The organism is Aquabacter cavernae (genome assembly GCF_003993795.1).
GTDB lineage: Bacteria > Pseudomonadota > Alphaproteobacteria > Rhizobiales > Xanthobacteraceae > Aquabacter > Aquabacter cavernae.
The window spans coordinates 1,091,523-1,103,771 of record NZ_RWKV01000008.1 but is presented as its reverse complement, the minus strand read 5'-3'; the positions used below and the strand labels follow the sequence as shown (position 1 = coordinate 1,103,771).

General features: G+C 65.0%; 11 protein-coding genes. 7 read left to right on the top strand and 4 right to left on the bottom strand.

What is annotated here, in order from left to right; translation table 11 throughout:
• Positions 1 to 179 precede the first annotated feature (179 nt).
• Positions 180 to 1,094: an extensin family protein gene (locus EJJ38_RS09805; RefSeq protein ID WP_127089886.1), complete on the top strand. Its 915-nt coding sequence runs from the start codon at positions 180 to 182 to the stop codon at positions 1,092 to 1,094.
• A 217-nt stretch (positions 1,095 to 1,311) separates the two neighbouring features.
• Here the strand turns inward: EJJ38_RS09805 and EJJ38_RS09800 are convergent, their stop codons facing one another.
• Positions 1,312 to 1,914, bottom strand: a complete 603-nt coding sequence (locus tag EJJ38_RS09800; RefSeq protein WP_127089885.1) for a L,D-transpeptidase — start codon at positions 1,912 to 1,914, stop codon at positions 1,312 to 1,314.
• A gap of 309 nt (positions 1,915 to 2,223) precedes the next feature.
• Here EJJ38_RS09800 and EJJ38_RS09795 point away from each other — a divergent pair, with 309 nt between their 5' ends.
• A complete protein-coding gene (locus EJJ38_RS09795; RefSeq protein WP_127089884.1) occupies positions 2,224 to 2,433 on the top strand; it encodes a hypothetical protein in 210 nt (69 codons plus the stop codon).
• An 86-nt stretch (positions 2,434 to 2,519) separates the two neighbouring features.
• Positions 2,520 to 3,488, top strand: coding sequence for a magnesium transporter CorA family protein (locus EJJ38_RS09790; protein WP_127089883.1), 969 nt, complete (start codon positions 2,520 to 2,522; stop codon positions 3,486 to 3,488).
• A 9-nt stretch (positions 3,489 to 3,497) separates the two neighbouring features.
• On the opposite strand, the gene EJJ38_RS09785 is transcribed toward EJJ38_RS09790, so the two are convergent.
• The gene (locus tag EJJ38_RS09785) at positions 3,498 to 4,247 is read right to left on the bottom strand and encodes an SDR family NAD(P)-dependent oxidoreductase (protein ID WP_127089882.1); all 750 of its coding nucleotides are present in this window, start codon (positions 4,245 to 4,247) and stop codon (positions 3,498 to 3,500) included.
• 83 nt (positions 4,248 to 4,330) lie between these two features.
• On the bottom strand, positions 4,331 to 4,969 hold the full coding sequence (pdxH, locus tag EJJ38_RS09780; RefSeq protein ID WP_420836872.1) for a pyridoxamine 5'-phosphate oxidase: 639 nt from the start codon (positions 4,967 to 4,969) through the stop codon (positions 4,331 to 4,333).
• 122 nt (positions 4,970 to 5,091) lie between these two features.
• On the opposite strand from pdxH, the gene EJJ38_RS09775 reads away from it, so the two are divergent.
• From EJJ38_RS09775 to EJJ38_RS09765, 3 genes are all read left to right on the top strand, one after another.
• The gene (locus EJJ38_RS09775; protein ID WP_164738468.1) at positions 5,092 to 5,496 is read left to right on the top strand and encodes an RT0821/Lpp0805 family surface protein; all 405 of its coding nucleotides are present in this window, start codon (positions 5,092 to 5,094) and stop codon (positions 5,494 to 5,496) included.
• 170 nt (positions 5,497 to 5,666) lie between these two features.
• Positions 5,667 to 6,617 carry a DnaJ C-terminal domain-containing protein gene (locus tag EJJ38_RS09770; protein WP_127089880.1) on the top strand — a complete coding sequence of 317 codons (951 nt, stop codon included), beginning with the start codon at positions 5,667 to 5,669 and terminating at the stop codon, positions 6,615 to 6,617.
• Between the two features lie 367 nt (positions 6,618 to 6,984).
• A complete protein-coding gene (locus EJJ38_RS09765; protein ID WP_127089879.1) occupies positions 6,985 to 10,227 on the top strand; it encodes a hypothetical protein in 3,243 nt (1,080 codons plus the stop codon).
• Positions 10,228 to 10,355: 128 nt separating this feature from the next.
• Here the strand turns inward: EJJ38_RS09765 and ctrA are convergent, their stop codons facing one another.
• On the bottom strand, positions 10,356 to 11,057 hold the full coding sequence (gene ctrA, locus EJJ38_RS09760; protein WP_127089878.1) for a response regulator transcription factor CtrA: 702 nt from the start codon (positions 11,055 to 11,057) through the stop codon (positions 10,356 to 10,358).
• A gap of 467 nt (positions 11,058 to 11,524) precedes the next feature.
• Here ctrA and EJJ38_RS09755 point away from each other — a divergent pair, with 467 nt between their 5' ends.
• On the top strand, positions 11,525 to 11,914 hold the full coding sequence (locus EJJ38_RS09755) for a flagellar export protein FliJ (RefSeq protein WP_127089877.1): 390 nt from the start codon (positions 11,525 to 11,527) through the stop codon (positions 11,912 to 11,914).
• The last annotated feature ends 335 nt before the right edge of the window (positions 11,915 to 12,249 follow it).

Below are 12,249 nucleotides of genomic sequence, written 5' to 3'. Positions count from 1 at the left end.
CCGGGATGGGGTTTCCTCACGGCAGGCGAGCCCCTAAAGTCGCGGCGATGCAGACGGTTCACGCCTCCTCTCCGCTGCCCCCGCGTGCCGCGCCGCGCGCGCGCCGGCGCGGTCTCTCGCTCTTGGTGCTTCTGCTTGCCACGATGGGCCTCGCGGAAGGGGCTTTCGCGGCGCCGCCCGTGGCGCAGTCCCCGCGCCCGCCGCGCGCGGACGTGCCGATCCCCCCGTCGCGTCCCATGGATCTGGGCGTGGATGACGAGACCGAGGAGGAAGGCCCCGCCGCGGAGGTCGGAGCGCCGACATCCGCGCCCGCGACGGCCGCGACGCCCACAGCTCCCGCCCCGCCTGCCCAGGCGGTGGATGCGGCTCCGCCCGGACAATTGCCGGCTTTGTGCGCGGCCATGGTGGAGGAGAAGCTGATCGTGGCGGAGCGGGCGCCTCCGGTTCCCGTCCAGCCGGGCTGCGGCCTGCCGGTGCCGGTGCGCATCAGCGCCGTGCGGCTTGCCGACGGCAATCTCGCCGCCTTCTCGCCGCCCGCGCTCATGCGGTGCGAAACGGCGGTGGAGGTGGCGCGCTGGATGCGGGAGGACATCGCCCCCGCCATTGCCGCCCTCGGCTCGCGACTGGAAACAGTCCGGGTGGCGGATTCCTATCAGTGCCGCCCGCGCAACCGCCGGAAAGGTGCGCGCATCAGCGAGCACGGCCAAGGCAATGCCTTCGACACCTATGGCTTCGTGCTGGCGGACAGCCGCGTCCTGTCAGTGAAAGGCGGACAGATGCCGGCGGCGTTCCAGAACGCCATGAAGGCGTCCGCCTGCACCCGCTTCTCGACCGTGCTCGGGCCGGGCTCCGACGGCTTCCACGAAGACCATATCCATGTGGACATGGCGGTGCGGCGCCTCGATATCCGCCTGTGCAAATGGAACATCAAGACCGCCGCGCCCGCCGTCGTCGCCCGTGCGGAGCAGAAACCGGGGACCGCACAACCGGCCCAGGAGGAAGCGAAGGACGATGCGGAGGTCATGGATACGGCGGAGACGGTGCCCCTCCCGCCGCGCCGTCCCGCCGGGCTCGGACGCGCGGGGGGCGGGTAGGCGCGGGCGGATCGGCGTTCGAGCAGTCTAGGCGACCTTTTCTAGAAAGCGGCGTCAGGTGCGTTCTCGCCGGAGAGGCGTGGATGTCCGGGACCAGCCCAGGCATGACGACCCAAGGAGCCATCGCACTGATCTCAGCCCCCAAACCGAGGGCGCTCAGCCAATAAAAAAGCCCGGCCGAAGCCGGGCTTTTTGATTTTCAGCCGTCAGGCGTGGATCAGAGGACCACCACCGAGGAGCCCGTGGGCACGCGGTTGTAGAGGTCGATCACGTCCTCGTTCAGCATGCGGATGCAGCCGGAGGAGATGGCCTGGCCCAGCAGTTCCGGCTGGTTGGTGCCGTGGATGCGGAACAGGGTGTCCTGGCTGCCCTGGTAGAGGTACAGCGCGCGGGCGCCCATGGGATTGTGCGGGCCGGGGCCGACGAAGGACGGCAGACCGGCGATGCGCTGGTGGATTTCCGGGGTCGGGGTCCAGGTCGGCCACTCGGCCTTGCGGCCGATCTTGGCGCTGCCGCGGAAGGCGAGGCTCTCTTCGCCCACGGTCACGCCGTAGCGGATGGCGGAGCCGTCACCCTGCACGAGGTAGAGGAAGCGCTTGTCGGTATCGACGACAATCGTTCCGGCCTTTTCCTTGCCGTCATACTGCACGATGTGCCGCGCGAACTCACCGTCGGGCTTCACCTTGGGATAAGGCGCGCTCGCCAGGAGCTGCTTGTCACGCGGCTTAAGCGCCGCCTCGGGAGCCGGTTGTGGCGTGCTGGTCATGCAGCCACCCAATGCCAACCCAAGCAGAACAGCCGTAACCGTCCGCAACCTCATGTCCGCCTCACGAGAATCATGGTGAACGAAAAAATTCAATGACCGGATTAACCGAATGAGGCCCGGCCTAGAAGGGGCCACAAACACGCCACGTTGCGGTGCGGCGTATGCGTGGCAAAAATGTCTCAGCGCCTCACGTTTCGTAACCGTTAACCCGGCCTTCCAGGTTTAGCGCGATCCTTACGCAATAAGACCTTGGGAGAGCCGCCGCGTTTGCACAGTTTTGACGCAGTTGCTCACCATCTAACTCGGGTCTTGAGAGGTCGGCGCGAACCAATTAGGCAGTGCCGAGCGTAACGGAGAGTCATCATGGCCAGCATCCAACCCGCGCAGGACAAGGCTCAGCGCGCGGATGTCACGAAGAGTTACGGTGCCCAGGCGGAGCAGTGGCGCGAGATCGGCATCCCGGCCGTCGCCGCAGGCGCCCGCTATGCCAGCGCCGAGGCGACCCCTGCCAAGAGCGCGGGCGAGCCGAACAAGATCGTAACGCTCCGCGATATCGATCACCTCGCGGCCTGAGCCGCTGATCCGCAAAGCCTGCTTCGAGGGCGCCGGTCCGTTCCGGCTGAACGCCACCCTCGGGTGCGACAACCTCGGAGCTGGGCATGCTGATCGCTTATGAAATGTCCGGCGGGCGACTGGCCCGCCGCGAAATCGCGCCGGGGGAGGCCGCGCCCGAAAGCGCCCTCTGGCTGGATCTCGTCTGCCCGTCCGCAGAGGACGAGCGACTGGCGGAAGAGGCCGTGGGCATCGGCATCCCGACCCGCGAAGATCTGCGCAAGATCGAGCCTTCGAGCCGTCTTTATGTGGAGGATGGGGCGCGTTTCATGACGCTCTCCGTCCTGGTGGGCGGAAACGGCGAGGGCGCCTCGCTCGCCCCTGTCAGCTTCATTCTCGCCAAGGGCCGCCTCGTGACGGTCCGCTATGACGATGCGGCGGCCTTCGGCCCCGTAGCGGCGCGGCTCCAGAAGTCATGTCCCGAAGCGATCGCCGGCGACACCGTTCTTGTCGATCTGGTGGAGGCGGTCATCGACCGGACCGCCGACATGCTGGAAGAGGCGGGGCAGGACATCGAGCGCCTGTCCAAGCGCATCTTCGAGCGCGACCGCACGCGCCGCGACTATCGCGCGATCCTCACCCATGTGGGCCGCAAGGAAGGCCTCATGTCCAGCGCCCGCGAGGCGCTGAACTCGCTCTCGCGCATGATCGCCTTTCTCGGCCTGTCCGATGAGACCCAGGTGGTGATCCGCAAGAACCTGCGCACCGACATCAAGAGCATGGCCCGCGATGTCCAGGGCCTGTCGGATTATGCGAATTTCCTCGCCAACAAGCTCCAGTTCATGCTCGACGGCACGGTGGGCCTGGTGAGCCTGGAGCAGAATAACATCATCAAGATCTTCGCCGTGCTCTCGGTGGTGTTCATGCCGCCAACGCTCATCGCGTCCATCTACGGCATGAATTTCGAGCACATTCCGGAGCTGCGCTTCGTGGCGGGCTACCCGGTGGCGCTGATCGCCATGGCCCTCTCCGCCGTCGCGCCCTATCTCTTCTTCAAGTGGCGCGGCTGGCTCTGAGCCGAGCCCTCACACATTCTGCCCGCCGTCGATATGGATCTCGGCCCCGTTCACATAGGACGCGGTCTCCGAGCACAGCACATAGATGATCTTCGCCACCTCATCCGTGGTGCCGAGCCGGCGCAGAGGGATCTCGGCGACGATCTTCTCGGTGCCCGGAGAGAGGATGGCGGTGTCGATCTCGCCCGGCGCGATGGCGTTCACCCGCACCCCGCGCGGCCCGAAATCACGCGCCATCTCGCGAGTAAGCGCGGCCAGCGCCGCCTTGGAGGTGGAATAGGCGGCGCCCGCGAAGGGATGGACCCGTGATCCCGCGATGGAGGTGACGTTCACCACCGAGCCGCGCGCGGCTTCCAACTCCCCCATCAGTCCCCGCGCCAGCATGATGGGCGCGAAGAAATTCACATGGAACACCTGCATCCAGGTGGCGATGTCGGTCTGGAGCGTGTCCAGCCGCGAGCCGCCCGATCCCTTGGGCGAGATGCCCGCATTGTTCACCAGCGCGTGGAGCTGGCCGTTGGGCAGGCGGCGGCGGATTTCCTCCACGGCCGCCGCCGTGTCCCGCGTATCCGCGAGGTCCACCTGGATATGGTCCTCCGGCCCCGCGCCCCAGGGGCATTGTTCCGGGAAGGGCTGGCGCGAGCAGGTGATGACCCGCCAGCCCGCGCTGGAGAAGCGCTTGACCGTCGCATGGCCGATGCCGCGCGACGCCCCGGTGAGAAGCATGATGCGCTGCGGCTGGTTGGAACTGGCGGTCATGGTCGGCGGCACCTTTCGGGCCCCTGCCCGGTGAAGCGGGGCAGGGAAGGGAGGAGGATGTCAGGTCGGCATTGGACGCAGGGTCAGGGATAGAGCCGCGTCTTGCTCCACTCCGCGCCGGGTGCCTCGCGCCGGAACACGACGCGGTCATGCAGCCGGAACGGGCGATCATGCCAGAATTCCATGGCGGAGGGGACGATGCGGAACCCGGTCCAATGGGGCGGGCGCGGCACCTCGCCGATGGCATAGCGCGCCGTGGTGGTGGCCACCGCCGTCTCCAGGGCGAACCGGCCTTCCAGCGGGCGCGACTGCTGGCTCGCCCAGGCACCGATCTGGGACAGGCGCGGGCGGGTGGCGAAATAGGCGTCCGCCTCCTCCACGCTCACCTGCTCCACGGGCCCGCGCACGCGCACCTGGCGGCGCAGGGATTTCCAATGGAACACCACCGCCGCCTTGGGCTGTCCGGCCAGCTCCTGCCCCTTGGCACTGCCGGTATTGGTGAAGAAGACGAAGCCGCGCTCATCGAACCCGTTCAGCAGCACCATGCGCACGTCCGGCAGGCCGGTCTCGTCCACGGTGGCGAGGGCCATGGCGTTGGGATCGTTGGGCTCCGAGCGGCGGGCATCCTCCAGCCACTGCACGAACAGGCGGAAAGGTTCGCCGGCTTGCGTAAAATCACTGCTTGTTAAGGGGTTTGTGGCTTCCATGGGGGTGTCGGACATGCTGAGGGGCCCTTGCCGTGCGGCGACACATGGTGATCGTATATCCCGGTCGAGCCGCGCGGCCCCTTTATAGAGGCGCGCAGGCGTCTCGCCCAGCCGTTCGGGCGGTGCGCGCGGCCGGATTGCTCGCGGCCATCTGGGCGCTGGCAGGCTGCGGGGCGCTGCGGCTGGGCGAGCCCGCCGATCCCATGATCACCGGCTCGATAAAGGTGCAGCCGGCTTCCCTTCCCGTGCCGTCGGGCGAGGCGCCCTCCGGCATCGCGGCGGGAGACTGGGCGCAGGCCAAGCTCGCCCTCGACCAGGCCCTCGCCTCGCCGGACAAGGCCGCCAGCATTCCGTGGGACAATCCCAAGACCGGCGCGCGGGGCACCGCGACCCCCATCGGCACGGCGGGCGCGGACGGATGCCGGGAATTCCGCATCGGCGTGGTCGGCACGGGCGGCGAGCAATGGGTGCAGGGCGCCGCCTGCAAGGACGGCAAGGGCGCCGTGATGCTCTCCCAAGTGCGGGTGCTCGGCCGGGCCTGAGCCCGCATCCGCGCACGCACCATCTTCCCAAAATCCGTGAATCGGCTTCAATGCGCGAGACGGGGCGCGGCTTCGCTTTTGTGGCGAAGCCAGGGCGTTGCAATCCTGCAACATCACCCCACATGAGAAGTGCGACCGGCCGGAAAGTGCTGGTCCCGAGGTGATATTGCATGCGCGATCCATACGACGTTCTCGGCGTGGCCAAGGGCGCGGACGAAAGCGAGATCAAGCGCGCCTATCGGCGCCTTGCGAAGAAATTGCATCCGGACTCCAACACGGAGGATCCGAAGGCACAGGATAAGTTTGCCGAATTGACCGGCGCCTATGACCTGCTCTCCGACAAGGAGAAGCGCGGCCAGTTCGACCGGGGCGAGATCGATGCGCAGGGCAAGCCCCGCATGCACGATTTCGCCGGGTTCGGCGGCGGCGGTGGCGGCGCGCGGCCGGGCGGTTTCTCCGGCTTCGACGGCGACACGATTTTCGAGAGCTTCTCCTTCGGCCCCGATGGCGCGCGCCGCCCGGGCGGGCGCGCGGGGCGGGGTGGCTCGTTCGATGATATCGGCGACATGTTCGGCTTCGGCCGGCAGCGCCGCAGTGCCGGCGGCGGCTTTTCCCCGCAGCCCGGGGCGGACACCGAGATCACGCTGCCCGTGACCTATGAGGAGGCTGCGGCCGGCGCCAGCAAGCGCGTCGCCCTGCCCAACGGCAAGCAGGTGGATGTGAAGATCGCCCCCGGCACCGTGGAAGGCCACCGCATGCGCCTGAAGGGGCAGGGCGAGCCCAGCCCCACGGGCGGCCCGGCGGGGGATGCCTATGTGACGGTGTCCTATGCCATCCACCCCCTGTTCCGCCGGGAAGGGGATGATCTGCGCCAGGAGGTTCCTGTGCCGCTTCAGGACGCGGTTCTGGGCACGAAGGTGCGGGTGCCCACCCTGACGGGTGCCGTGGACCTGAACATTCCCGCCTGGACCTCGGGCGGAAAGGTGTTCCGCCTGCGCGGCAAGGGACTGCCCAAGGCTGCCGGCGGACATGGCGATCTCCTGGTGGAGATCAATCTGGCGCTCCCTGCCGATCGGGATGGCGAGCTTGAGGCGCTGATGCGCAAGTGGCGCGGCGACTGACCAACGTCTTGCGGCCCGCTTGTTTCGGCATTCCAGGCCCTGAAAAAACCATTTTCAACGGCGCGGTCCCCGGATCGCGCCGTTTCCTTTTTCCTGTGCCGCATGGGGTGCATGGGGCTGCGGGTAACGAAAAAATGACGAGGAAACAGGTCAGTAGGCCGTAAACCATACCTCCGAATCAGGTTGCTTTCTCAAAGGCGTTAAGATTTATTCACTTTTCTTACGTGCTAGGGTCACGCTTGCCCCTCAAAAGTACGCTCTTCGCTCTGTCGAGGCTGCGTTTGAGGGAGAAAAAAGCGGGCTTTGGACCGTGCCAGTCGGCGGGGGCCGGACGGCGTCGAAGGACCACTGTATTTCGGAGCGCCCGATGGCCACGACGATGACGGTTAACCTGAGTTCGACCCTCCGTTCACAACTGAACGTGGATGGCGTCTATCTCACCGTGCTGATCTTCAGCAGTGGATCGGACAGCCCTGTCTACGAGAAGATTTATGCGGGCAACGGCACGCAGGACGGCCCGATCGACCTTAGCTTCGACGTTCCGCTGACGACGGGCTCGGAGACGCTCAACGGCGGCAAGGTCTATTTCATCATCCAGAGTACGGACTCCGCGACGCCGCTGACGTTCGCCTCCCAGAGCCAGATCAACTGGCAGTCTGCGGCGGAGAACAGCTACCGCTATGACAGCGTCGAGATCAGCCTGCTGAATGCGTCTGGCGACGCCGCGAACCTCACCTCTGTGGAAGGCTTCGGCATTCCCATGGAGCTGAGCGCCGCCACCGGCACGCGCAGCTACAATGTGACCGGCCAGACCCTGCTCGGCACGGATCTGCCCGCCACCAGTTCCTCCCAGGTGGTCTATCAATATACCGAGGGCCCGCTGGCCGGCCAGGACCGGATGGCCATCTCGCCAACGGCGGCTGTGCCCATCGGCAATGCGGCCTTTTCGGCCGACGACTGGTCCGGCTACATCACGAGCCTGCAGGGCAGCAGCGCCTCCGACATCGTCCTGAACGGCTTTTTCAACGGTGCGCCTGATGTCGAGGCCGGATCGCCGGCCGGGACCGTCGGGCAGTGGCGCAATGCGGGCTATTTCAACTACCAGTTGGAATGGGATGCCACCAACCAGGTGTTCTGGCTGGCTCCCGGCGCCAACAGCCAGATCCAGGGCTATATCAAGATCACGGCGGCCCAGCTCCAGCAGAGCATCTATTCCAGCCTGGGCACGGTGGAGATCTACACCAACCAGACCGACGCCGAGCCCTACATGGTCTATGCGACGGGGGACGATCCCACGTCGACCATGAATGTCGGGGCGAACAATCAGTGGGGGAAGATCCTTCAGCAGTTCACCAACGGCTTCACCGCCGGGTATTACGGTGTCACAGGCGCGTCGCTCAATGATCAGGTGCAGGGGGCGATCGATCTCAATAAGAATTACAATTGGGATCCCACCTACGCCTTCGCCAATAACATGGCGGGCTCCAATCCGGTCTTTTATGACCATTACTCGAAGGTGTTCTTCGACAACACCAATTCGTACGGATCCACCTATTCCGACGCGCTGATGGCGGCCTTCAATCAGGGTGGTCCGCTGCTGCCCGTCTATCAGAACGGTGCGAATCTCACCTCGCTCACGCTGAACATGTATGCGGATGGCGAAACGCCGGCCGGCTATGTGCAGCCGAGCATCTTCAACTATATCGGGCCCACCAACGGCACCACCTACGACATGGGGACCTATCAGGGCAACGGCCAGAGCATCACGCTCGATTTCGGCTCGGGCCAGGCCATGGTCCTCAGCGACGACGTGCCGATCTACTTCAAGTTCATCTCCGCCTACGACGATGGCAACACGCCGACCTGGACCTCCCTGCAACTGGGCAGCTCCACGGAGACGCCGTGGCAGACCTGGACGGTGAACGAGAGCAATGGCGTCTACTCGGTGGTCGGAAACGGCGGCGTGGGGCAGAGCCCCAGCAGCCTGGTTCTCGTCAATCCGCCGGTCGCCGCGAGCGCGGTGAACTGGTACCAGATCGTGGTCGGCGAAGGCGCGACCCAGAAGATCTACAACGTCTACGCCACCACCAACGGCACCTATGAGTTCGTCGATCCCACCAGCACTTCGGACGTGACCTACGCGGCCGATGGGCTCGCGACCGTGACGCCCGGCGCGCTGCGCGGCGACGGCAGCCTGCTGACCTTCACGGTGGCGGTGACCGGCGCGACGCCGACCCTCGACTTCTCCATGATGGAGTGGAACACCGACCCGAACTACATTGCGGGCCTCGCCGCGCCCACGGCAGCGGTGGCGGGTACGCTCGGGAACAATGGCTTCACCGCCATCTCCGGGCAGTCCAGCACCACCGCGCCGTCCATCACGGCGGGGTCGGGCGAGTTCGCATTCGGCTGGACCGGCCTCAACAGCGATCCGAACACCACGAGCTGGATCTCCGGCTACACCAACAAGATCTACGGCCTGCAGGCGGCGCTGGTCACCATCACCGACACCGCGGGCACCACGATCGCGCCCATCGCTGCCTTCGCCGACATTGACGGCCAGTGGCAGACGGCGGTCCAGCAGCAGCTGGGCGCGGGCACCTACACCATCAGCATGACGCAATACCTCGCGTCGGACACGCTGTTCGCCACGCCCATCGGCCGCACCAGCTCCGACCTGAACCTGGTCGTCTCCATGAGCGATCTGGATCTCCAGGCCACGGCGCAGGGCCTCGGGCTGGATGTCGGGGATGGGGGCACGCAGGGCAACTGGATCGCCTTCAATGCGGTCGGGTCCACCCTGCCGCCCGAGGCGACGCTGATCCTGTACCGGACCAACAGCTCCGGCGAGATGATCGACGTCAACGGCATGGTGGTCACCGATGTGACCGACGCGGCGCTCGCTTATGTGGGCAACGTCCAGAACGATACCGGGACGACCATCTTCAACGGCAGCCAGATGGTCTATCTGGGTGTCGGGCAGGAGCTGCATTTCGCCATCCAGACCGGCGAGAACGACATCGACCAGCAGCCCAGCTTCTCCGCCACCGAGCAGCCGGACGGCACCTACAATCTCAATGTGGGCGGCATTCAGCTGACGGCCGGGGTGAACAACACGCTGGATGCCTCGTCCAACATGGCCAGCATCCAGCGCATGTATGACATGCCCCTCGTGTATCTGACCCAGGGCCAGGAACTGAGCGTGGAAGTGGCGGGCAGTGCCGCCAACACCAACGACCTGCATTTCGTGCGGTTCGAGGTGAATGCCGCCACGGGCGAGATCATGGTGGATGGCGTCGCCTACGGCGATACGGATGCGTTCCATACCGCCGTGCTCGCCAACCTGGACGCGGGTTTCTCGGCCAGCTATGGCGGTAGCAACTTCGACGCCACACAGGCTTGGACGGTCGCGGGCGGCGACGGCTTCTATGCGCCCGTGCTGATCACCCAGTCCGGCGACATCTTCGTGCCGGGCGACGGCAATGCGGGCGGGGCGGAATATATCCGCATCTTCGGCGAGAACACCTTCGGCTTCGAGGACCTTACCGCCGCCCAGGGCTCGGACTTCGACTATAACGACATGGTCATGCGTCTGGTGCCGAACATCTGAGGCGGCTTCCCGGCCCCTTCCGGGGCCGGCCAGAGGCCGGATCGATTGTCCGGCGTCCCACCAGCACAAAATGAAAAGCCCCGCTCTGCGGGGCTTTTTTGCGTCTTGTGGACGGGTTTGAAAAAGGATCAGACCGCGATGCGCTCGGCACCGGCCATGGGCTCGCGCAGCACGTAGCCGCGGCCCCAGACGGTCTCGATATAGTTCTTGCCACCGGAGGCGTTGGCGAGCTTCTTGCGCAGCTTGCAGATGAAGACGTCGATGATCTTCAGCTCGGGCTCGTCCATGCCGCCATAGAGGTGGTTCAGGAACATTTCCTTGGTCAGGGTCGTGCCCTTGCGGAGCGAGAGCAGCTCCAGCATCTGGTATTCCTTGCCGGTGAGGTGCACGCGGGTGCCTTCCACCTCGACCGTCTTGGTGTCCAGGTTCACGATCAGGTCGCCGGTCTGGATCACCGACTGCGCATGCCCCTTGGAGCGGCGCACGATGGCGTGGATACGGGCGACCATCTCGTCCTTATGGAACGGCTTGGTCAGGTAATCGTCCGCCCCGAAGCCGAAGCCCTTCACCTTGTCCTCGGTGCCGGCAAGGCCGGAGAGGATGAGAATGGGGGTCTTCACCTTGGCGACGCGCAGGCTGCGGAGCACCTCGAAGCCCGACATGTCCGGCAGGTTCAGGTCCAGCAGGATGATGTCGTATTCGTATACCTTGCCGAGATCGACACCTTCTTCGCCCAGATCGGTCGTATAGATATTGAAGTTCTCGGACTTCAGCATCAGCTCGATGCTTTGGGCCGTCGCACTGTCGTCCTCGATGAGCAAGACGCGCATGGCAATCCCTTTCCTCGCACCAAGTCAAAAGACGGCATGCCGCCTTCCTCGTGCTCAGGCCACAGTGTGATTCGCGATACGAATGAGGAATCGATAACCGATACGGATTCTATCGCACAAGACTGAGTACGGAAAACTTTGTGCATGATCCGAAACACTGATGGTTAAGGCCACACCCGCAGGTTCTTCGCACCCGAAACGTCCACTCCACACTGCCCCAAGCCCGGGTTTTCAAGCGATCAGCCGGTTTGACAGGTTGCACCCGTCGCCCCGCGTTCGCCCGAACCATGGAGGCATCATTAACGAAGGCGGTAAACGATTGGTTTCCGTCGCGGCCATGCGGAAACTTTTTCGGGCGGGCGGGCCGGACGGTAAGGAAAGGGCAACGGGTCTTCGTCATGGTGGATGCCACGGGCACCGCTATGGCAGGTGCCGCTTCCCTCGTGTGCTTCGGAGTGTGGCGTTCCATGAAGTCGCGTGAATCCCTGATCCGCGCCAAACGGTTCCAGACCGACGATGCGCGCCGCAGGCTCGCCCAGATCGACACCATGATCGCCGAATTCGACCGCATGGCGGCGGATCTGGATCGCGACGTGGCTGCCGAAGAGGCGCGCTCGGGTATCAACGATCCCCGTCATTTCGCTTATCCGCCGCTTGCCGCCGCCGCGCGCCAGCGTCGGGTCAATCTCGCCCAGTCCGCCCAGGAACTGCGCCAGCAGCGCGACGAAGCGCATGACGCATTCCAGGAGGCGGAAGCGCAGCTTCAGCTCGCCGAGGCGGCGGGCGAGCGCGAGCGGGCAGGGGAGGCGATGGAGCGTCGCGGCTCCTGGCGCCAGGGCGAACCCGCGCGCCTCTGAACAATCTCTCCTTTGAGGGGATGACATCCCGCCTGCGCTTTTCCATGGGCGCCGGGCTCGGGTTCCCGCGCCTTGATTTCGCGTGGAGATCAGGAACGTTGCGTCTTCGTCCTTAGGATTGAGATGAAGAGAAAAGTGGCCTATTATCAATTGGATAGGGTTCACTTTAAAAGTTTTCCGCCAGAGCCGCAGTGAGCCGGTTGGCGGATTCTGCAGCTACGGATTTACGTGAAGTTAGAATCGAAATTCCTTTTTAATCAAAATCTTATGGTTAATATTTAAAGTTAACTTGAGGCGTGTGCCCTCAGCCCGGTATCGGGAGGAGGGCATTGGGG